Here is a 20,798-nt window from a genome sequence, read left to right as displayed (position 1 = left end):
TGATACCTGAAGAGGTTCCAAACTCACGATGTTGAATTAAGCTTTCTTTTTCCAAACTTCATACGTATGCGTCAAATCTGGATTGGCATCTTCAACGGTGCGGCTGGATACTTTGGTGAAGGCATCCCAGTCTAACGGAATCATTTTCGTATCGCCATCAAAGCTTCCGGCCAATCGCGTGACCAACAAGGTATCAACGTCATCTTTAAAGGCCGTAAAAATTTGTGCGCCGCCTGCGATGACGAGATCCTGATCAGGGTGCTGTTTGGCGTAAGCGAAGACCTCAGGGACATCATGCAGCACCACAGCCCCCGGCGCCTGATAATCGGTTTGATGGGTCAAAACAACATTCGTGCGCTCAGGCAGCGGCCGTTTGGGAAAGCTTTCGTAGGTACGCCGCCCCACAACCATGATTTTACCCACTGTCTGTGCTCGAAAATAATGTAAATCATCTGGCAGATGCCAAGGTAAATGGCCATCCTTGCCGATAATACCATTGCGATCCTGTGCCCATAAAAATTCGGTCATATGAAACTCCCCCTTGATCGTTGAAAAATCTCCAAGTCGCTGGATAAACACTTTTGCCATCAATGATTTAATTGATCATAACACGGGCCGCATTAATGAGTCCCCTGACAAGCCCGTCAAACCGCAACTGGCGCCTTGATGGCCGGGTATGGATCATAGTTCAGCAATTTAATATCTTTCATCTCAAAATCAAAAATATCGTGCTTATCCGGATTCAAAACCAATTTTGGTGCTGGACGCGGGGTGCGGGTCAGTTGCTCTTTAATTTGATCAATGTGATTGACATAGAGATGAGCATCGCCAAATGTATGAACGAACTCGCCGACTTTTAGCCCGCACTGGTGCGCGACTAAATGCGTCAGTAACGCGTACGAGGCAATGTTAAACGGGACACCCAGAAAAATATCGCCTGACCGCTGGTAAAGTTGCAAGGACAACTTGCCGTCATTGACATAAAACTGATAAAGCGTATGGCAAGGCGGCAATGCCATGGTCGGAACATCTTCGGGATTCCAAGCTGACACGATCAAGCGCCGCGAGTATGGGTGGGTTTTGATCTGCTCGATAACATCCCCTAGCTGGTCGATAGTTTGGCCGGTACTGGTGCGCCAGGCACGCCACTGGGAACCATACACCAACCCGAGATCGCCATATTTCGCAGCGAAGGCATCATCGTTCAAAACCTTTTCGTCGAACTTAGCCATTTCTTCCTGATAAACTTTTGCAAACTCGGGATCTTTTACCCGCCGATGACCAAAATCCGTCATATCCGGTCCGTGGTATTCCGGACTGGTGACCCATTTTTCAAATGCCCATTCATCCCAGATATGGTTTTTGTGTTGCAGTAAGAACCGAATGTTGGTGTCGCCGCGCAAGAACCACAACAGTTCACTTTTAATTAAACCAAATGGCACTTTTTTAGTCGTCAGCAACGGAAATCCCTTGCTGAGATCAAAGCGCATTTGATGTCCAAAAATACTGTAAGTGCCGGTGTGGGTGCGATCGGGTTTGAAATGTCCTTCATCGAGGACTTTTTTTGCAAGATCCAGATATGGCTGCTCTAACATCGTCTTTCCCCTTCTATCGTTCATTGCTCATACATATTGATCCAGCTCGGCGAACCGGTCGAACTTCTGGTCAATCGTCTGGTTGATTTTGTCAATCTTTGCCTGAAGATCACCTAACTTAACGTAATCTTCGCCGTTGACATCGGCCATTTCCGCCTTCACTTTGGCCAAGCGCTCGTCGAGTTCATCGAGTTCTTGTTGCAGTTTATCATACTCTATTTTTTCAGCGTATGTGAGTTTCGACTTCGCTTTCGGCGCAATTTTTTCCGGTGCCGGTTTGGTTGCGACAGGCTTAGCTTTTGGTGTCGCCGGTTGCGCGGCTTGCTTAGCCAGGTAATCGGAAAATTCACCAACAGCGCGGTCAATCTGGCCATTGCCATTGAAGATCAGCAGCTGATCGGCCACTTTATCAAGAAAATAGCGATCATGCGACACGGTGATCACGGTGCCGGGAAAATGATCCAGATAATCTTCTAAGACCGTCAACGTCGCAATGTCCAGGTCGTTCGTCGGTTCATCCAACAGCAAAACATTCGGTTGCCGCATGAGCACCTGCAACAAATACAGCCGCCGCTTTTCGCCGCCGGAAAGCCGTCCGATTAACGTGCCGTGCATATTGCGTGGAAACAGAAACTGCTCCAGCATCTGGGTCACTGATACCCGTTGACCATCTGCCTGCACGACTTCTTCGCCGACTTCTTGCAAATAGGTAATGATCCGTTTATTTGGATCGAGATCGGTATTCATCTGGGTGTAATACCCCAACTGAACCGTTTCTCCTAACGAAATCGTGCCGCTGTCCAGCTTCTGCTTGCCGGCAATAATATTGAGTAAGGTTGACTTACCGGCCCCATTTTGCCCGGTAATGCCAATACGGGTTCCTGGCTGCACCAGCCAGTTAAAATCGTTTAAAATCACGTGATGACCAAAACTCAGATTGGCGTGGTTCATTTCGATCACTTTCTTGCCGAGCCGCGCACTGGCAATCTGGATCGGATCCAATTGCTGATCAGGTGTCGGCGCATCGTCTTTAGCTGCTTGCAGTTCTTTAAACCGATTGATCCGCGCCTGCTGCTTGGTCGACCGTGCTTGAACGCCCGCATGCATCCAAGCCAGCTCCTGGCGATAAAGTTGCGCCTGTTTATGGTTAGCCGATTTCTCAGCCTCCAGTTGATCAGCCTTTTTGGCGACATATGCCTGATAGTTGCCTTGATACTGGAAAAGTCGGCCGCGATCCAACTCAAAAATGCGATTGGTTACGCGATCCAAAAAATAGCGATCGTGGGTGACCACGATTAAGGCGCCGCGATAATTACTTAAATATTTTTCGAGCCAAGCGATGGAATCAAAGTCGAGATGATTTGTCGGCTCATCCAGCAGCAAGAGATCAGGTGATTCAATCAAAACCTGCGCCAGTCCTACCCGCTTTTGCTGCCCGCCGGAGAGGCTACCGACCCGAGCCGACAAGTCATCAATATGCAGCTGTGTCAGAATCGTCTTAATGTCGGTTTCGGCCGACCAAGCATCTTCTTGGGTCATGCGGGCATCGGCTTTGGTGTAGGCATCGGTTTTCGCCTGATTCAGCGGATCCTTGGTGTAGGCAGCCAATGCCCGTTCATACTGCCGAATAGCCTGAAAAACCGGCGAATCGCCGCGATAAATGGCATCCATAATCGGCAGCTCAGGATCAAGATCAGGTACTTGGGCCAGGTAGCTGATGCGATAATTCTTCGGCGTTTTAACCGTGCCGGCGTCTAATGCTTCCAGCCCAGCCAAGGCGCGAATCAGCGTGGTCTTTCCGGTACCGTTCACCCCGATCAGCCCGATGCGTTCGCCTTCATTAATTAAAAAATCGATTTGTTTGAATAATTGCTTGTCACCGTATGCCTTGCTCAGGCCTTCTGCTGTTAGCGTCTGCATGTTGTCCCTCATTTCCCTTGTATCGTTGTCCATCTTAGCAAGAAGCAAGGCACAAGAAAAGGCCGACTCACTTGTCGACCTGTCTGTTTGCTGCCTTAAATCCGTGGATATTCGTCGTCCACGGTATGTTGGGCATCAATGACGATGTAAAGATGACCATTCTTGGCTAGCTTACTGGTTTGATACTCATTATCAAGCCCGCTCGGATCTTTTTGCTTAAACGGGAAGTAAATTTGAACCTGTTTTTTGGCTTCGGCATCGAATACCAAGTCCATTTTTTCAATGTCCTGATATTTCGTAGCTCGACCAAACATGCCCATTTCAAGTGAACCGGTGTTGATGTCGCTTGATTTGACATGATCGGCTTCCGGTAAAATTTCAACCTTGAAGCTCTTGCAAGGATGAATTTCCTGAATCTGGCCGCCGTGAATCCGCCCATAGCTGGTGGTTACCCGGCTGATCCAGACATCGGCCAGCTCATCATGCTGGACCGTCCATTCATCACCATTACGAAAATGAAAAACCAATTGTTCAAAAACATGTTCTGCCATTAGAAATCCCCCTTCACGATCACACCAGCATCAAGGTTGGCCAGAAACTTTTGGGAAGCCTTGCGACCATGCATTGATCCTGACGTGACGTTGTTGTATGTGCTTACATGCTCATCATAACACACTCACTGCCGTTCTCGAGACATTTCAATTGCTGCAGGCAACAACTTTTTGGGATCATTAGGCAAAATGCCGGCCACAACCTGTGATTCAACCTGATGCAGCAATTTTCCCATTTCGGGGCCGGGACGAACACCGGCTGTGATTAAATCACGCCCGGTCAGTGCTAGCTCCTTTTTTGAGTGAATTGGCAACTGGGCATATGCTGCTGCCAGCGCCTGTCGATCAAAGTTCGGTTCCAGTAAGGCGGCCACTTCACCAGCAATTGCCACAGCTCGGGAGCCGGCAGTATACAAATCCCAGGCAGTCGGCGTTGATATTTTGGCCAGCAGCGTCACCGTCTGACTGACCAGATCAATTAAGTCGTTAGATTGCTTCCAGGCTTTTAAAGTTGGTTCCGGAGCTAACTTGAGCATAAAAAGCAGCGCGCTCCAACCGCTGGCAATACCGCTAAAAGGGGTGTCCGGTAGCTCGCTAAAGTGCCACAAAGCCGTTCGCTGGCCAGCCAGTTCCGGGGCATACGCAAACAATCCGGTCGTCACAAAGTCTTGAATACCAAACCGTCGATCAATCCCTATCAAAAGCCGGTTAAATTCCGCCGCAGTCCGTTCAACCGAAATATGCTTTAGCAGCGGAGCATTTGCCGTAATTGCTTCTTTGGTCGCCGGCTCAATGTGAAAACCCAGCTGACTTTCAAACCGGACGGCGCGCATCATCCGCAGCGCATCCTCGTGAAAACGCTCGTGCGGATCACCAACTGCCCGCAACTGGTGCTTTTTCAAATCGGCCAGTCCGTCGAATAAATCAATAATCGTGCCGTCATGGCGAACTGCCAAGGCATTAATCGTAAAGTCTCGGCGTTTGAGATCTTCTGCCAATGACCGGACAAATGTCACGTGATCCGGCCGGCGAAAATCCTGATACCGCGACTCGGTTCGAAATGTGGTGACTTCGTATCCCGTCCCATGGTCCAACACCATCACAGTCCCATGCTCGATACCGGTATCGACGGTGCGCTTAAAAATGCGCTTAATCTCCTCCGGGTAGGCTGAGCTGGCGATATCGACATCATGGATCGGCAGCCCTAACAACGCATCGCGCACACTGCCACCGACAAAATAGGCTTCATAACCGGCTGCTTCGATTTTTTTTAAAATGGGAATCGCAGCTTGAAAATCAGGCTGCTTTAAATCTAACTGCATTTGCCCTACTCCTTTTGTTTTGGCGTTGACCTCACCTCAAAAATACCGCAAAATAAGATTTCTGTTAAAATGAGCTTAAATTCTTTTTTGGGAGGCACCTTATGTCACGCAACATGCGGGTTTGTCTGGATCTTTTGATGATTGTTCTCGGTTGTGCTTTATACGGATTTGGCTTGGTCTATATTAACATTGCCAACCATCTGGCAGAAGGCGGCGTCACGGGGATTACGCTGCTGATTCGTTACTGGTGGCACGTGGACCCGGCTTATAGCACGGTACTGCTTAATATCCCGCTTCTCATCGTGGGTTATAAGTTTCTGGGAAAACGGGCGTTGGCGTATACGATTTTCGGAACGTTAATGTTGTCGGCATGGCTGTGGATATGGCAGCGGGTGCCATTAAGCATCGATATTCACCACGACTTGTTCATTTCCGGGGTGCTGGCCGGTCTTTTCGGTGGCTTTGGCAGCGGCTTGATTTACCGCCATGGTGGGACGACCGGTGGCACCGATGTTGTGGCCAGAATTGTCGAACAACAAACCGGGGTGCCGATGGGACGGACCCTGCTAATTTTTGATGCAATCGTTTTGACCATTTCGCTGACTTATTTAAACCTTGAATTGATGATGTACACACTGCTGGGTGCCTACGTCTTTTCCCGCATCGTCAACTTTACGTTGGATGGCGCATATGCAGCCAAGGGTGTGCTGATCGTTTCGGACCACAGTCAAGCCATTGCCACTGCAATTATGAATGATCTTGAACGCGGCACCACCTTTTTGCACGCGGAAGGCGGCTTTGCGCATGATCGCAAGCAAGTCGTTTACGCGGTTGTTGCGTCAACGGAAATCGCCTATACGAAACGGTTGATCGAGGCCATCGATCCCCACGCCTTCATCAGCATTCTGGATGTCCACGAAGCATTAGGCGAAGGCTTCACTTACCAGAAGAAACGGCGACGACTTTTGTTCGGCCACTAATCCCTCGCACTTTAATCCGCCTCATCATTGAGTTCATCTAACCGCATTTGCATGTCATCATCGGTCGGCACCAATTTCAGGTAACGAACCAAAGCGGCTTTGAGTTCGGCGCGGGCACCGGTTGACTGGAAGAAATCAATCAAATCATGAAGAAAGTCTGGCGAATCCTGGAAGCGATTGAACGCTAACAGGTAATTCTCCCGGGCTTTTTTAACGTCATCCAATCGATCGTAACTTTTAGCCATGTTCCAGTAAATCTGCGGGTCGACATCACCGCTGCGATCAATCTGGCTAAGAAAATCGATATTCTCCTGATCGCGTTCCTGCTGAACCAGAAAATTACTCCAGGCCAACATATTGCCTTGATCTTCCGGATCGATTTTCAGTGCTTTTTGTAAATAATTTTCGGCTAAATCGGGATTATCTTCACTAAGCGCTAGTTTGCCGCCTAACGCGTATAAGTTTGGGTTCGTGTTGTCGACCATAACTCCCGCTTGAACGGTGTCTAAGGCCTTATCAGGCTGATTCTGGGCCTCATACGCACGTGCCAACGGTAAATAAGCATTGGCATAACTTGGATCGGTGTCAATTACCGCCTGTAAGTTGGTAATGGCCTTGGCCGGATCGTCCAACTGCAGGTACAAACCGCCAAGCTCAAATCGGCCATTGAGATCCAACGCATCCACCCCGACGTCTTCATAGGCAGCCACCGCGTCTTCATACTGGCCGGTTTGCGCCAGACTGGCCGCCAGCCGTGCTTCAATGTTAACCCCGGCAAGTTCTTTGGTCCCGCCAGCAAGAAGCTCGTTGTACGCCGCAATTGCCTGAGGAAAATGGCCCCAGTCAAAATAAAACTCACCAAGCGCAAATGTTACGACCGGCTCTTTGGGCGCCAGTTTTTTGGCTTCCAATAATTTCTGCTCGCTGACTTCATACAACCCCAGTGTCTGATAAACATCGGCGGCGCTTACCAGACTTTGGACATAAGCCGGATCGCCTGGCTGAATGCGACTCAGATAGTTCAGTGCGGCATCTGTATCGCCGTCAGAAACCGCAATATCGGCTAAAGCAGTGGCCAAGTCGCCTTGATCCGGATACCGACCTAACAGGCCCTGATACAGCCGCTTAGCCTGGCCATTGAAGCCCATGGCGTAAAGTTCTTCAGCTAGATTATATTGGGTTTCGTCGTCATCATGCTTCAAAACCTGCGTAAAAAGTTGCCGCGCCGTTTCCATCTGACCTGCTTCAAGTGCATCGAGCATTTTTTGTGCGTAACTCATAGCTGCCTCCGTATCTGAAAAGCCAAAATAAATTCCATATGCATAAGTTTAACATGTGTGAGCGTGAACCGGCGCGGGAGAAGCCGGAGTGTAAGTGGCCTTTGGAGTGATGGCGGACTTTGCCATTGCGACCAAGGTCCTTACACGCAGGCTTCTGCGCTGGTGAACGCGTTAATGTGAGCGTGAACCGGTACTTGAGCCAGTAACCACATCATGACTCATCACTGCCAAAACGCGCAAAAACCGAGTCCGCTAAGACTCGGTTTTTGGTGATGCTTTAATAGCTGACCCAATTGAACCGTTTATTTAACGGCATCCTTGAGTGCTTTACCAGGCTTGAATGCTGGTACTTTAGATGCTGGGATCTTGATCTCGGCACCGGTTTGTGGGTTGCGACCCTTACGAGCAGCACGCTCACGAACTTCGAAGTTACCAAAGCCGATTAATTGAACCTTGTCACCCTTTGAAAGGGAATCCTGGATGGAACCGAAAACTGCATCAACAGCTGCGGTTGCGTCCTTCTTGGTCAAACCGGTTGCAGTTGCAACGCTTTCGATCAATTCTGCTTTGTTTGCCATGAACATTTCACCTCCATAATTGATTAGATGCGTGAACACCTAAACATGTCCATTCCTGACTGCTCAGGAATGAAGAAACAATGATAATTATGTATCACCATTTCAGGTTTAAACATAGCATAGCAAGCCCGCCGTGACAAGGTTTTTGCCAAAATTTTTGCCTGATAATCGCGGATTGGTTATCGAAAATCTCGATTTATTGAATGAAAAGTCATTATCCAACATTGTAAAAATTATTTACGTTGACGGGCAATGACGTGAATCGGCGTCCCGCTAAAATCAAATGCCTGACGCAACTGGTTTATGAGAAAGCGCTCGTAAGAAAAGTGCAATAAATCGGGATCATTCACGAAAACCACGAAAGTTGGCGGTTTGACGGCCACTTGCGTCATATAATAAATTCGCAAGCGTTTCCCATTAACTGTCGGTGTTGGTGTGACAGTAATGGCATCCATCAAGACATCATTCAATACGCTACTCTGAATTCGCCGGGTTTGGTTTTCTGAAACCTCGACGATCATAGCTGGCAAGCTCTGTAAACGTTGTTTGGTCTTAGCTGAGACAAAAATTATCGGCGCATAATCCAGATATTGGAATTCCTGGCGAATCAAATTCTCAAAATCTTTCATGGTGTGATTATCTTTTTCGACCGTATCCCATTTATTCACCACGATAATAATACCGCGTCCAGCTTCATGGGCATAACCGGCAACTTTCTTGTCCTGTTCGCGAATGCCTTCTTCCGCATTAATGACGACCAAAACCACATCCGATCGGTCAATCGCACGTAAAGCCCGCAGTACGGCGTATTTTTCCGTATTTTCGTAAACCTTGCCGCGTTTACGAATCCCGGCGGTATCAATCATGGTAAATGTTTCGCCATCGGCTTCAAACTTGGTGTCGATGGCGTCGCGCGTTGTGCCTTCAATGGGACTCACGATGACGCGATTCTCCCCTAGAATGGCATTCACAAGCGATGACTTCCCGACATTCGGGCGGCCAATCAGACTGAACTTAATACTATCGTCTTCAACTGAATTGGCTTCTTTAGGGAACGCCGCCAAAACAGCATCCAAAACATCGCCTAAACCGATGCCATGGGTACCGGAAAGCGGAAATGGTTCGCCAAAGCCTAATGAATAAAAGTCATAGATATCCTGCCGGCGCTCTGGATTATCGACTTTGTTTACAGCCAAAACAACCGGCTTTTTCGCTCGATAAAGTATCTGTGCCACCCGTTCATCAGCATCAGTGACACCTGCTTCGACACTGGTCAAAAACAGAATCACATCGGCTTCCTCAATGGCAATTTCAGCCTGATCTTTAATTTGGGACAGAAACGGCTCATCGCCGAGATCAATCCCGCCAGTATCAATGACCGCGAATTCTTTGCCTAACCATTCGCTTTTACCGTAAATCCGATCGCGCGTGACGCCTGGCGTATCTTCAACAATCGAAACCCGTTCACCGAGAATCCGATTAAAAATAGTTGATTTACCGACGTTGGGCCGGCCGACAATGGCAAGTGTTGGTAAAACCATGTTGTGGCCTCCTTTCTTTGCTGAGGTCTTTTATGAGCACTTTTAAAATGTATCGCAACCGATCCGCTAATTTTATGTGCAACAGACCGTTAGCCATAAAAAAAGTTGAGCCAAGGCTCAACTTTTTAAGGGACGTAACAATTACTTGTTGTCATCCTGATCATCGTTCTTACCTTTAGCAGCGTCTTTCAACGCATCGCCCAAGATATCGCCGAGTGAGAAGCCGGAATCATCTTGCTGATATTCAGCAGGAATTGATGTCGACTGATGACGATCATTGCCACGACGCGGACGGGATGAACGGCGACGTTCGGTGTTGCCATTGTTATTGCCGCCTTCGTGCGCTGGCGTTTCGCTGGCGCCTGCTGGACGATCCTGTAATGCTTTGATGGACAATGCCAAGCGATGTGCGTCAGGGTCAACTGACAGCACTTTAACCTTCACTTCTTGGCCTTCCTTTAAAACATCAGCTGGCGTTGCAACATGTTCATGTGAAATCTGGGAAATATGAACAAGGCCTTCGACACCAGGGAATACTTCAACGAACGCACCAAACGTCGTCAAGCGCTTAACCGTGCCGGTCAAAACTGAGCCAGCCGGTGCTTTTTCTTCGATATTATCCCATGGCTGTGGCAGGGTTGCCTTGATGGACAAGGAGATGCGATTACGGTCAGGATCAACATTCAAAACTTTAACCTTAATCTCTTGCCCAACCTTCAAGACATCACTTGGCTTATCAACATGGTCGAATGAAATTTCAGACACATGAACCAAACCATCCACACCGCCGAGATCAACAAAGGCACCAAAGTTGGTCAACCGAGCAACCTTACCCTCAACGACATCGCCTGGTTGAATCTTAGCAAAGATTTCTTTGCGTGCTTCAGCCTTACTTGCTTCAACAATAGCCCGATGCGAAAGAATCAAGCGGTTTTCACTAGGTTCGATTTCAATAATCTTAAATTCGAGTTCTTTGCCTTTATATTGATTGAGATCTTCAACAAAGTGATCTTCAACCATTGATGCCGGGACAAAGCCACGAACACCGGCATTGACAACCAAGCCACCTTTGACAACGCTGGTGACAGGTGCCGTGATGGTTTCGCCGGCTTCATATTTAGCCTGGATTTCTTTCCAAACCTTTTGTGCTTCAAGACGGCGCTTGGACAGCAAGAACTGACCATTTTCTTTATCTTTGCCAACCGTTGAAAGCACAACTAAATCAAGTTTGTCGCCGACCTTGGCAACATCGTGAATGTCATCGATTGGCTGAGTTGATAACTCCTTGATCGGGACCACGCCTTCGACGCCTGTTCCTTCGATCCCAACGATCAATTGTTTATCTTCAACAGCAAGGACATCTGCCTTGACAGTGTCACCAATCTTTACTGTAGTGACACTCTTAAGGGCGTCCGCCATTGTTTCGGTGTTCTCATTAACGTTATTATCACTCATGCCAAAAAATCCTCCTATGCAGCTGTATACTGGATCTATTGTACTTGAAAACGAAACAAATTACCAGCGCTTATTTCGCTCCGGTTAACTAATGGGTTTTCGTTTCTGTCACTAATGTCAGAATCCGTGCCACGACTTCATCAATCGACATATCGGTCGTATCGATCCGAATCGCGTCAGACGCCTGCCGTAAAGGCGATACCGCCCGATGGGAATCTTTACGGTCCCGCTCGGCAATTTCTGCTTCAAGTGTTGCCAGCGGCGTCGTGATCCCCTTTTGAATATTTTCTTTATAGCGCCGCTTAGCACGCTCTGTAACTGACGCTACCATGAAAATTTTCAAAGCAGCGTTTGGCAAAACGGTTGTCCCGATATCACGGCCATCCATCACAATATCATGAGTCGCCGCAATATCACGCTGCCGCTTAACCAATTCGGTTCGCACGCGCGGTAACGCGGAAACCTGGGACACATTATTCGTCACATCGGGTTCACGAATGGCCAGCGTCACGTCCTCGTCATTCATGAAAACCCGTTGTTCCGTTTCACCGGGGGTAAACCGAATCACCATCTTGGCGAGATGCTGCATAATGGCTGTTTCGTCGTCCAGCGGTAATTGATCCTTAAGCGCCATATATGTGACGGTACGATACATCGCACCGGTATCGCAATAAATAAAGCCCAATTTCTTGGCGACAAGTTTTGCAATGGTACTTTTACCGGCACTTGCCGGGCCGTCGATCGCAATCTGCATGAATTTCCTCCACAACACACGCCCCTGTTCATCACGTCAATGGCACGAACAGGGGCGCGTTACATTTATTTCACTTTTAAAACGGTTCCGGGTGTCAGGCTGGAATTGGCGCTAAGGCCGTTCAACTGCAAAAGTTCATCCAACGACATACCATGGTTTGCCGCAATTCGGTAAAGATTATCCCCTCTAACCACCGTGTACGAGTTGGCCGCGGTGCTAGCCTGACTCGGCGCTGTCGATGCTACACTAGGTGTTTGTGCAGAAGCAGTGGTAGTCGAAGCAGCAGTTGTGGCTTCTTTACTTGCCACATGTTGAGTCGACGGCTGCTGTGACGGCTGCTGACTGCTTGCTTCTTTCGTAGAAGCTGAAGAAGCCTTTGCCGCTTTAGAAGACTTTTCGGATTTTTTAACCTTTGATCGATGGCTGGCTTTCTTGGCGCTCTGAATCACCACTTTATCATTTGACAAATTTGAGCCACTACTGCCTTGGCTGCCCCAAACCTTGACGTAAATAATTGGCGATAAAACGAGCAAAATCAAAATAATTGCCAAAATCCATGTAAATTTTGAGCTGCCTTGGCGTTTTTTACGGGTGGCCAATCGACTTAAATTGCCTTGGTCATCACGATCATCATCGAAAAGGGTTTCCCAAGGCTTGTTTTGATCGTCACGCTTATGTTCTTGATCCGCACTGTCATGTTGGTGTTTATCTTTTTCGGCCATCACGAACCTCCTCACTACATGGATTTATTGTATCATATCGCAGCAAATCAGGACGCTGCTTATCTAAAGATTTGCCTAAAAACGGCTTGCCAGTGTGTCGGCTGGGTTGTCTGATGTCTTTTTTCTGTGACAAAAGTTTGTAAGACGTCCGACGTCACTGGGCCGCAGCAAAATGAGCCATGTGCCGGAACCGGTGAATCAAAGTGCTTAAGTAATAACGCCCGTCGACAACCGGATGCGTTGACAAAAGCTGCCATCGCCGCAAAACTATTCTGTTTTTCCGTCATTCGCTTCTCAAGTTGCTGCTGCGTTTGAAGCAGCGAAAAGCCGGCCGTAATATACGCTTCAATCAAGCTGACTTGCGGGTCATCAAAATTGCGATAAATCTCCGGGTGGGCAAAAATAGTCTGAATCATCGTTTGGTCAGGCAGCATTCCTGCCAGCGCCTGACTGCGTTTCAAGTCATCCTGAGTCACCACCATCGCCGCTAAACTAGGCGCCCCATCACGCCCAGCGCGACCGATTGCCTGGTAATACGCTTCAAGTGATTCGGGTACATACAAATGAACGACAAGGCGGACATTTGCCTTATCGATGCCCATGCCAAAAGCACTTGTGGCGCAAATCACCTGAAGCTGATCGGATTGAAACTGCCGCTGAATCAAATCACGCTGATGCTGGTCCAATCCGGCATGATAAAAGGCGGCTGCAGTTCCGGCTTTTTGCAATTCGCCGGCCAGGTTCTCAGATGCTGCTCGGGTCGGACAGTACACAATCGTTGACCCAATGTTTGCTGCCATAATATGTTGAAGCTCCTGCTGCTTTGCTTTCTCATTGGGACAGACATCAACCCCGAGAAAAATATTCGGGCGATCAACCGAACCGGCAATGGTGACTGGTTTTTGCATGCCCAATTGCGTCAAAATATCCGTGCGAACCCGTTCAGGAGCGGTTGCCGTGAGCGCCAAAACGGCATCAACGTGTAATTGGCTTCGGACTTGTCCCAACTGTAAATAGGCCGGGCGAAAATCCGGGCCCCATTGAGAAATACAATGCGCCTCATCAACCACAAACAAGCCCAAATCAAGTTGCTTGAGTGCCGCCAACACATCCTTACGCTGCAACATTTCCGGAGAAATGAAAAGATAACGATACTGGCTCAAGTTTTGCAAAACTTCAGGAAACACATTTGGGGCAATTTGTCCCGACAAAGCCAAGACCCGTTTCTCACCCGCCGCCTGCAACCGGCCCACCTGATCGTGCATCAAAGCAATTAAAGGCTCGATAATCAACGTTGGCTTTGCTTTGATGATCGTTGGCAACTGATAACAAAGTGACTTACCGCTACCGGTTGGCAGGATCCCCAAAGTATCCTGCCCTGCTAAGACTGCCTGAATAATTGCTTTTTGTCCGGGCCGAAAATGTTCAAAGCCGAAATGGTCGGCCAATAAAGTTTCAAGTTGCGGCACGCGGCCATCTCCCTTGCAGTTTAAAAATCTGAAACAAACGAATTTGGAAAAACTCACTGTCCGGAATCATCGCCAGTAACGCCTGATGATCCTGCCATTGATCCACCTGATCCAAGGCATGATGCACCGCTGGCGGAATCAGTTTAGCTATCGGAATATCTTGGCCCATGATCGCAGCTAATAGCAAATGTTCTTTGACAGTACTCATTTTGCGATGACTTTGTGCGGCAACTGTCGCCAAATCAACGCCTGACCGAACTTGCTTTAAGGTGGCTTGAGCTGGACGCGTCACTAAATCTTGCGGCCCACCCCACAAGGCATACCATTGACTCTTGTTCGCAGCAATTTCCTGGACCAATGCAGCTAACGCATTCACATTGGCAAAATGTGCCTGTAATGTTGCCGGTTGGTGCTGACCCGCGTAGCCATGCCCGATTAGGTTAGCAGCAAGCTCATCAGCGAGTGACTCTGGTAACCGCTCGAAAAGATCAGTTAATTCATCAACCGCAGTCTGGATACTCGTTTGCCGATACCAACGTTTCACAGCTTGTTGGATTGCCCAATCAGTACTGATCGGGCGGTAAGCTTGTGAATGATAACTGGCCTCAGATAAAACCTGAATCGCTAAAAAGAAGCGCGGTGCGAACTTGTCAACGCGCATCCACGGTTGGTAGTAAGTAGGTAGTGACACCCTCTGAGCTGCTTGTGTCTGACGCTTTTGACCGGTTTCCGTTAGCACCAGCCCGGTTTCCGTCGTAGCCAAATACTTTTGTGTTTTTAACCTCGTCACGGCAGCCAAAAACGCTTCTTTTGACAGTCCCGGATAAAGATGAAGCCACTGCAACTGATGATGACTCAAAGCCGCATAGAGGATAGAAATCGTTTGTTTGCCTGTCAGCAGGCCAAACACCGACCGTTCGCGGCGTGGTTGGGTATTAAAAAATTGAATCACCAAGTCCGGCAACAAAATGAGCACCTCTTTTTACGGTTATTATTGTACAATGACAGGTAGTTGAAATCATGACAAAAGATTGAAGGCGAATATGATAATGGCTTTATATGGCAGAGTGGAACGACCTGAATGTATCGCGTGTGGTTTATGTCAGATGCTGGCGCCAGACTTATTTGACTACGATCAGGCAGGCATCGCCTATTATAAGCCTGATCGCAATACCGGCACAAAAGCGCTTGATGATCAGGCAACGATTCATTTTCGTTTAGCGTATAAACGGTGCCCGACGCATGCAATCAAACGCAGCGACCATCCGTTTGCCGCCGATCCTTATACGCCAACCAAGGTAGAATAAGTCAGCTGTCTCTCTCATACATCGATTAACGCTGTATTCATACATTACGCCGTTTTCAAATGATGCCTGCCTGTAGCCAGTCGCGCAAACAAAAACTTCCGCCAAATTGACGGAAGTTTTTGTTTACAAACGTGCAGTTGCTAAAGGTTCCAAAAATCCTCAACGAATCAATTAGTGGCTCATCTGCATTTCTTGACGGGCAAGCCAAGGTGCCAGTGCCTTCGCAATCGCAAAGAAGGCGACTGAAATCACGACACCCTTAATCAGATTGAATGGCACAACGCCAATCAGCACATAACGGGTTAGCGACATGCCTAAGTTGAAATTGAAGACCGCCATGTACATCGGCGTGATGACCAGCCAGTTCAGAATGCTCATCACCAAAGTAAGACTTAAAGTACCTAAAACCAGACCTTCAACTTGGCGCCATAAACTGTGTTTGCCGCGGATGGTATAAACCACCGGCAGTAAGAATCCAACACTGGCAATAAAGGCGGCCAAATCGCCGATGAGGTTCACAACGCCGCCTCCGGTCAAGGCAAAATGGACCAGACTCCGGATAAAGGCAACACTGATGCCGCCAACCGGTCCATAAAGCAGCCCTCCTAGCAACACAACCAAGTCAGATAAATCCAACTTCAAGAATGGAAACGCCGGAATAATCGGAAACGAGAACATCATCAACACGTAACCGATCGCTGCCAAAAGTGCGATACCCACCAAACGATGAACTTTAGAACGACTTGCCATAATACATAACCTCCATGAGGCCGTCTTCCGGAACTTAAAAAGACCTATTCCTCCTTCAGGGGGGAATAGGTCTCGATTGAATGCAGATTCAAAAAAGCCCCATCTTCTTCCATCTAGACTATCACTATCGGTACCGGATTCACACCGGTTCCACCGCAAACGCGGGTCGCGGACTATACCGCCGGTCGGGAATTACACCCTGCCCTGAAGACGAACCAATTATTTAATTACAAACATACTTTATCAGAGGTGCGGCTTAAATTCAAGCACTTGCCTTGAAAACGTTAACAACTTAATGTTTTTCGTCCTGATCACCCGTAAGTTGCCGTAAGTCATGCAACTCCTGCGGTTTAATCTCACGGTGTTCTCCCGGCTGTAAACCGGCAAGTGTCAGGTTGCCATAAGCTTCACGGGACAGCTTGATCACTGGGAAACCAACCGCTTTAAACATCTTCTTCACCTGATGATTCATGCCTTGATGAATGGTGAGCGCCACAATCGCTGTTTTCTTTGCCTTATCTGTCGACAGAATCTCGAATTTTGCTGGTGCCGTCATCTTACCGTCAATGACCACCCCGGCTTTAAGCGGCGCTAAGGCAGGTCGATTCGGAATGCCTTCCACTTTGGCGACATACTTTTTCTCGAGTGCATAGCGCGGATGCATGAGGTGGTTGGCTAACTCGCCATCATTAGTCATCACTAACAAACCGCTGGTGTCATAGTCTAGGCGGCCAACCGGATAAAGCCGTTCGCGAATATCTTCAAAATAATCAGTCACGACTTTCCGGCCTTTGTTGTCCTCGACTGCGCTAATCACACCACGCGGTTTATAAAACAGAAAATACCGTTTAGCTTCTTTGCCAATTGGAACACCATCTACTTCAACGTCATCATGCGGACCGACTTTAATGCCCATTTCAGTGGTCACTTGGCCATTGACTTTCACACGTCCCGAGGCAATGAGCGTCTCTGCATGACGGCGTGAGGCGATGCCGGCATTGGCAATGACTTTTTGCAATCGTTCAATTTTGGTTGTCATCTTGTTGGTTTTGCTCCATTTTCTTATCGTCTTCAGCCTGTTGGGACTGACCATCATCACGAAATGCTGTAAAAAGATCGACTTCACCGGTATCTTCAGGTGCATCGGCCAATGGCGGCAGATCAGCCAACCGATTGAGGCCAAAGTAATCAAGAAAAAACTGGGTGGTCGCATACAGAATCGGCCGTCCCGGCGCTTCTTTACGGCCGGCTTCTTTAATCAATTGCCGGGATGCTAATGTTGTCAGCGCACCGGAACTTTGAACGCCCCGAATTTCGTCAATTTCGATTCGCGTAATCGGTTGCTGATAAGCAATGATGGCTAAAACTTCCAGCGCTGCCTGTGACAAACCAGCAGCAGGCGGACCGGCAAAATACTTTTTGATAGCAGCGGCAAAGGCCGGTTTGGTTAATAAGTAGTAGCGGTCAGCAAATTGTTGAACCTGTAAGCCGCGCTGCTCGTCGGCGGCCAGCTTTTGCTGATATGCCTCTAGCTGTTGGCGCATCGCACTTTCGCTGATTTCCAAAATCCCGGCAAGTTCGCCTAGGGTCACGCCGCTTTCACCTGCTGTATACAGAATAGCTTCTAATACCGGCTCCATTAAGCGGCCTCCTTCAGCGTCACCGTGATCGGATCAAACGGCGCATCTTGTTCGCAAATCACCTGATCACTTTTCATCAGTTCCAACAAAGCCAAAAAGGTCGTAACCACTTGCTCAACCGAATGAACCGCCAATAAATCAGCAAAAAGACACTGGCCGTCTTTTTGTAACGTCTTCAGAACTTCTCCAATGCGTTTTTCGACCGACACCGGCTCGGTTTCAATATGGGCAATCGTCTGGCGGGCCGCCTGTTGCGCCTTCATCACCCGGGACATCGCTGCCTGCAGGTCAATCAATTTGACGGTGCCCGGAGCGAGCGGCACAGCCATTTTCTCGTCTGGTAATGTCGTCGGCTTGGCAAAGGATTGTGCCCGTTTAGCTTCCCGGTGCTTTAAATCTTTGGCTGCTTCTTGGTAAACCTGATAAGTCAACAGTTGGGCCACTAAATCTGCCCGCGGATCGGTTGGCTCCTCTGGTTCAGTGGTTTCCGGTTCCGGTTGCGGCAACAAAAGCCGACTTTTTAAAACCATTAAATTAGCGGCCATGACAAAATAATCGCCGGCTACATCCAGCGCCAGATCCTGCATCTGGTGCAGGTAGTCAAGGTACTGGGTGGTAATCTCGGCGATCGGAATATCGTAAATATCCACTTCGTTTGTCCGAATCAAATGCCACAACAAATCCAGCGGTCCGGAGAAATCATTCAGCACGAGTGTCAGTGCCATGGTCATCCTCTTTTCGAAACTTGTTAAAGGCAGCTATCAATGACGCATGCTCTAAAGCACCCATCAGTTTCTTATCAGGGAAAAGCTTCGTCAACTCTGTCAGCGCAGCAAACGCCGTCGCCTGATCACGGAAATTCGGTGAAAAGCTCAAATGCCGCACCAAAACAAAATCATCACTTAACTCGATACCGATCACACCGACAAAATCATGCCCCTGCTTATACAAATACAGCGCATGCGAATCGTCTTCGGTGTACATCTTAAGTTCGGTCTTCAAGTGTCCGACATCTTTGAGATCGGGAATAAAAGACAAAAGTCCCATGGCGATCTTTTCGTAGTCGTTTTTGTATTTAACCAGCATATTTGCCTCCAAGAAATACTCTCGTAACACTCTATCATACAAACCGCGTTGGAGCAACGTACTCCCTAACCGCGCGGATGCGTTTTATGGTAGACCGCAACCAAATGCTGATTACTAAGATGCGTGTAAATCTGCGTCGTACTAATGTCGCTATGTCCCAGTAATTCCTGAACAACCCGTAAATCCGCCCCGTTTTCAAGCAGTCGGGTTGCAAAACTGTGTCGCAGCGTATGCGGGGTGACATCTTTTTGAATGCCGACACTGGCAATATAGGCCTTTAAATTCTTCCAAATTGCCTGCCGGGTGAGCGCATGTCCATGAAAATTGACGAAAACAGCTTTAGGTTGATGCTGCTTAATCAACCGTGGCCGCGCATCACGCAAATAACGGTTGACCCAATCCGTTGCCTGAGGACTGATTGGCACGAGCCGCTCCTTGTCACCCTTCCCAGTCACCTGCAACAAGTTCATGGCTAAATGCAGTTGATCCATGCGTAGCCCGATGAGTTCCGACACGCGCAACCCGGTCGCATACATCAATTCAAAAATGGCGCGATCACGCAGGCCAAGTGGTTTCGTAATATCCGGTTTGGCCATAAGCGCGTCGATTTCTGGGCCTGACAACGTTGCCGGTAAATGTTGCGCTTTTTTGGGGGTATCGATTTTGGTCATCGGGTCGGTTTTAACGGCCCCTTCCCGCAGCAAAAATCGGTAAAATTTCCGCAGCGCCGAAATCATGCGACTGACCGACGCAGGCGCTTTCGTATCGTTTTGTTTTTTCAAAAATGCCTGAATAACAACAAAGTCTTCCGGAAAGGTGGTCCGTTTTTGCGAGGTCAGCCACGCCTGAAAGCTCATTAAGTCCTGTTGATAGCTTATTTGCGTCGTGGACGCCAAGCCTCGCTCAACATCTAAATAATGAATAAAATCTGCAATCAACCCGTGCATATTCTTACTCCTGAGATGCGTTACCGTTTGTCTTTAACAAAATCGTATAACCTGCTTCTTCTTTAATCAATCCGGCTTTCAATAAGTGACCTAATGCCCGCTTAAACGCGCCTTTGCTAATGCCAAAAACCTGTTTAATCGCATCTGGATCGCTCTTGTCAGTATAGGCGATCTTGCCAGCAGGATCATGTTGCAACACCGCCAAAATCATCGCCGCATCGTCGCCAATCGCCTGGTATGCCCGTGGCTTCAACGATAGATTCAGTTCGCCTTGATCGCTGACACCAATCACGCGGGCATGCAACACCTGACCCAGTCGCGGCTCGACATCACGTTGACTTGGATGAATAAAGCCAAGGTAAAAGTCATCTGTCAATACCCGCGTACCCGCCATTTTCAGGCGATAAGCCGTTGCGGTCACATCAGCATTCATTTGGTCAGGTTTGGCACGATTGGCCACTGCCCGAATAATCGTTTCGTCGGCGAGATTGCCCCACAACCGGTCTTTTTTATCGGTTGTCAAAGCAATCATCAGCTGATCTCCGCGTTGAGGCCAAAGTCGATTGAGCTCAGGCAGTTGATCCTCACTCACCACGATATCTTTATCAGGTAAGCCGATATCAACAAAGACCCCTAAATCGCGGCGTACTTCGACAACCGGTGCGAATGCGTAGTGATCGCGGCCCACCTTAGGTAATTTAGTTGTTAACCGGGCTTCACCATGTTTGTTCTCATAAGCAAAACCTTCAAGTTCACTGCCGATCTCAGGCAAAGCTGCTAATTCCTGCCGATCGGTTGCCAAGGTAACGCCATCGTACTGAGCAAATACTTCTTTTTCATTGTGATCCGTCACGTGTGCGGTGACGATTTGGCCATTGAATTTCATTTTAATGATCATGTC

Annotated in this window: 22 protein-coding genes and 1 riboswitch; of the genes, 2 read left to right on the top strand and 20 right to left on the bottom strand. The window is 48.4% G+C overall.

The features are described from left to right. Window positions 1-36: 36 nt before the first annotated feature. The 5 genes from LACPH_RS06455 to LACPH_RS06435 all read right to left on the bottom strand — a co-directional run bounded on the left by LACPH_RS06455 (window position 37) and on the right by LACPH_RS06435 (window position 5,388). Window positions 37-528, bottom strand: a complete 492-nt coding sequence (locus LACPH_RS06455; protein WP_274784834.1) for a dihydrofolate reductase — start codon at window positions 526-528, stop codon at window positions 37-39. Window positions 529-644: 116 nt separating this feature from the next. After that, window positions 645-1,595: a thymidylate synthase gene (locus LACPH_RS06450; RefSeq protein WP_274784833.1), complete on the bottom strand. Its 951-nt coding sequence runs from the start codon at window positions 1,593-1,595 to the stop codon at window positions 645-647. A gap of 27 nt (window positions 1,596-1,622) precedes the next feature. Further along, window positions 1,623-3,515 (bottom strand): ABC-F family ATP-binding cassette domain-containing protein, encoded by a 1,893-nt coding sequence (locus LACPH_RS06445; protein WP_274784832.1) that lies wholly within the window; start codon window positions 3,513-3,515, stop codon window positions 1,623-1,625. Between the two features lie 95 nt (window positions 3,516-3,610). Beyond that, a complete protein-coding gene (locus tag LACPH_RS06440; protein WP_025013426.1) occupies window positions 3,611-4,066 on the bottom strand; it encodes a hypothetical protein in 456 nt (151 codons plus the stop codon). A 125-nt stretch (window positions 4,067-4,191) separates the two neighbouring features. Beyond that, on the bottom strand, window positions 4,192-5,388 hold the full coding sequence (locus LACPH_RS06435; RefSeq protein ID WP_274784831.1) for a CCA tRNA nucleotidyltransferase: 1,197 nt from the start codon (window positions 5,386-5,388) through the stop codon (window positions 4,192-4,194). Between the two features lie 101 nt (window positions 5,389-5,489). On the opposite strand from LACPH_RS06435, the gene LACPH_RS06430 reads away from it, so the two are divergent. Next, the gene (locus LACPH_RS06430; RefSeq protein ID WP_087912116.1) at window positions 5,490-6,368 is read left to right on the top strand and encodes a YitT family protein; all 879 of its coding nucleotides are present in this window, start codon (window positions 5,490-5,492) and stop codon (window positions 6,366-6,368) included. 11 nt (window positions 6,369-6,379) lie between these two features. On the opposite strand, the gene LACPH_RS06425 is transcribed toward LACPH_RS06430, so the two are convergent. The 8 genes from LACPH_RS06425 to LACPH_RS06390 form a co-directional block, all read right to left on the bottom strand. Continuing rightward, window positions 6,380-7,648 (bottom strand): tetratricopeptide repeat protein, encoded by a 1,269-nt coding sequence (locus LACPH_RS06425; protein ID WP_274784830.1) that lies wholly within the window; start codon window positions 7,646-7,648, stop codon window positions 6,380-6,382. 302 nt (window positions 7,649-7,950) lie between these two features. Then, window positions 7,951-8,226 carry a non-specific DNA-binding protein Hbs gene (gene hbs / locus LACPH_RS06420; RefSeq protein ID WP_003658248.1) on the bottom strand — a complete coding sequence of 92 codons (276 nt, stop codon included), beginning with the start codon at window positions 8,224-8,226 and terminating at the stop codon, window positions 7,951-7,953. A 233-nt stretch (window positions 8,227-8,459) separates the two neighbouring features. Continuing rightward, on the bottom strand, window positions 8,460-9,767 hold the full coding sequence (gene der / locus LACPH_RS06415) for a ribosome biogenesis GTPase Der (RefSeq protein ID WP_025013430.1): 1,308 nt from the start codon (window positions 9,765-9,767) through the stop codon (window positions 8,460-8,462). A 141-nt stretch (window positions 9,768-9,908) separates the two neighbouring features. After that, window positions 9,909-11,222, bottom strand: a complete 1,314-nt coding sequence (rpsA, locus tag LACPH_RS06410) for a 30S ribosomal protein S1 (RefSeq protein ID WP_274784829.1) — start codon at window positions 11,220-11,222, stop codon at window positions 9,909-9,911. Window positions 11,223-11,310: 88 nt separating this feature from the next. After that, window positions 11,311-11,976 carry a (d)CMP kinase gene (cmk, locus tag LACPH_RS06405; protein ID WP_274784828.1) on the bottom strand — a complete coding sequence of 222 codons (666 nt, stop codon included), beginning with the start codon at window positions 11,974-11,976 and terminating at the stop codon, window positions 11,311-11,313. Window positions 11,977-12,041: 65 nt separating this feature from the next. Then, complete coding sequence (locus LACPH_RS06400; protein ID WP_274784827.1) at window positions 12,042-12,698, bottom strand: LysM peptidoglycan-binding domain-containing protein; 657 nt, start codon at window positions 12,696-12,698, stop codon at window positions 12,042-12,044. A gap of 59 nt (window positions 12,699-12,757) precedes the next feature. Further along, window positions 12,758-14,167: a RecQ family ATP-dependent DNA helicase gene (locus tag LACPH_RS06395; protein ID WP_274784826.1), complete on the bottom strand. Its 1,410-nt coding sequence runs from the start codon at window positions 14,165-14,167 to the stop codon at window positions 12,758-12,760. After that, window positions 14,154-15,134 carry a helix-turn-helix domain-containing protein gene (locus LACPH_RS06390; protein WP_274784825.1) on the bottom strand — a complete coding sequence of 327 codons (981 nt, stop codon included), beginning with the start codon at window positions 15,132-15,134 and terminating at the stop codon, window positions 14,154-14,156. The genes LACPH_RS06395 and LACPH_RS06390 overlap by 14 nt, the downstream gene beginning before the upstream one ends. An 82-nt stretch (window positions 15,135-15,216) precedes the next feature. Here LACPH_RS06390 and LACPH_RS06385 point away from each other — a divergent pair, with 82 nt between their 5' ends. After that, a complete protein-coding gene (locus LACPH_RS06385) occupies window positions 15,217-15,474 on the top strand; it encodes a ferredoxin (RefSeq protein ID WP_274784824.1) in 258 nt (85 codons plus the stop codon). A gap of 171 nt (window positions 15,475-15,645) precedes the next feature. On the opposite strand, the gene LACPH_RS06380 is transcribed toward LACPH_RS06385, so the two are convergent. The 7 genes from LACPH_RS06380 to LACPH_RS06350 all read right to left on the bottom strand — a co-directional run bounded on the left by LACPH_RS06380 (window position 15,646) and on the right by LACPH_RS06350 (window position 20,783). Continuing rightward, a complete protein-coding gene (locus LACPH_RS06380) occupies window positions 15,646-16,224 on the bottom strand; it encodes an ECF transporter S component (protein WP_049169776.1) in 579 nt (192 codons plus the stop codon). Between the two features lie 97 nt (window positions 16,225-16,321). Further along, window positions 16,322-16,440: riboswitch (FMN riboswitch) on the bottom strand. Between the two features lie 76 nt (window positions 16,441-16,516). After that, the gene (locus LACPH_RS06375; protein WP_274784823.1) at window positions 16,517-17,263 is read right to left on the bottom strand and encodes a pseudouridine synthase; all 747 of its coding nucleotides are present in this window, start codon (window positions 17,261-17,263) and stop codon (window positions 16,517-16,519) included. Continuing rightward, on the bottom strand, window positions 17,247-17,864 hold the full coding sequence (scpB, locus tag LACPH_RS06370) for an SMC-Scp complex subunit ScpB (protein WP_025012923.1): 618 nt from the start codon (window positions 17,862-17,864) through the stop codon (window positions 17,247-17,249). Before scpB ends, LACPH_RS06375 begins: the two co-directional genes overlap by 17 nt. After that, complete coding sequence (locus tag LACPH_RS06365) at window positions 17,864-18,589, bottom strand: segregation and condensation protein A (RefSeq protein WP_274784822.1); 726 nt, start codon at window positions 18,587-18,589, stop codon at window positions 17,864-17,866. Before LACPH_RS06365 ends, scpB begins: the two co-directional genes overlap by 1 nt. Continuing rightward, a complete protein-coding gene (locus LACPH_RS06360) occupies window positions 18,564-18,950 on the bottom strand; it encodes a riboflavin biosynthesis acetyltransferase RibT (RefSeq protein WP_010488456.1) in 387 nt (128 codons plus the stop codon). Before LACPH_RS06360 ends, LACPH_RS06365 begins: the two co-directional genes overlap by 26 nt. 65 nt (window positions 18,951-19,015) lie before the next feature. Next, on the bottom strand, window positions 19,016-19,897 hold the full coding sequence (gene xerD / locus LACPH_RS06355; protein ID WP_274784821.1) for a site-specific tyrosine recombinase XerD: 882 nt from the start codon (window positions 19,895-19,897) through the stop codon (window positions 19,016-19,018). A 4-nt stretch (window positions 19,898-19,901) separates the two neighbouring features. Beyond that, window positions 19,902-20,783: a S1-like domain-containing RNA-binding protein gene (locus tag LACPH_RS06350; RefSeq protein WP_274784862.1), complete on the bottom strand. Its 882-nt coding sequence runs from the start codon at window positions 20,781-20,783 to the stop codon at window positions 19,902-19,904. Window positions 20,784-20,798: the final 15 nt, after the last annotated feature.

The organism is Lacticaseibacillus parahuelsenbergensis, from assembly GCF_030770265.1.
GTDB lineage: Bacteria > Bacillota > Bacilli > Lactobacillales > Lactobacillaceae > Lacticaseibacillus > Lacticaseibacillus casei.
Note: the sequence above shows the minus strand (reverse complement) of the source record. Positions and strands in the feature narration are given on the sequence as shown.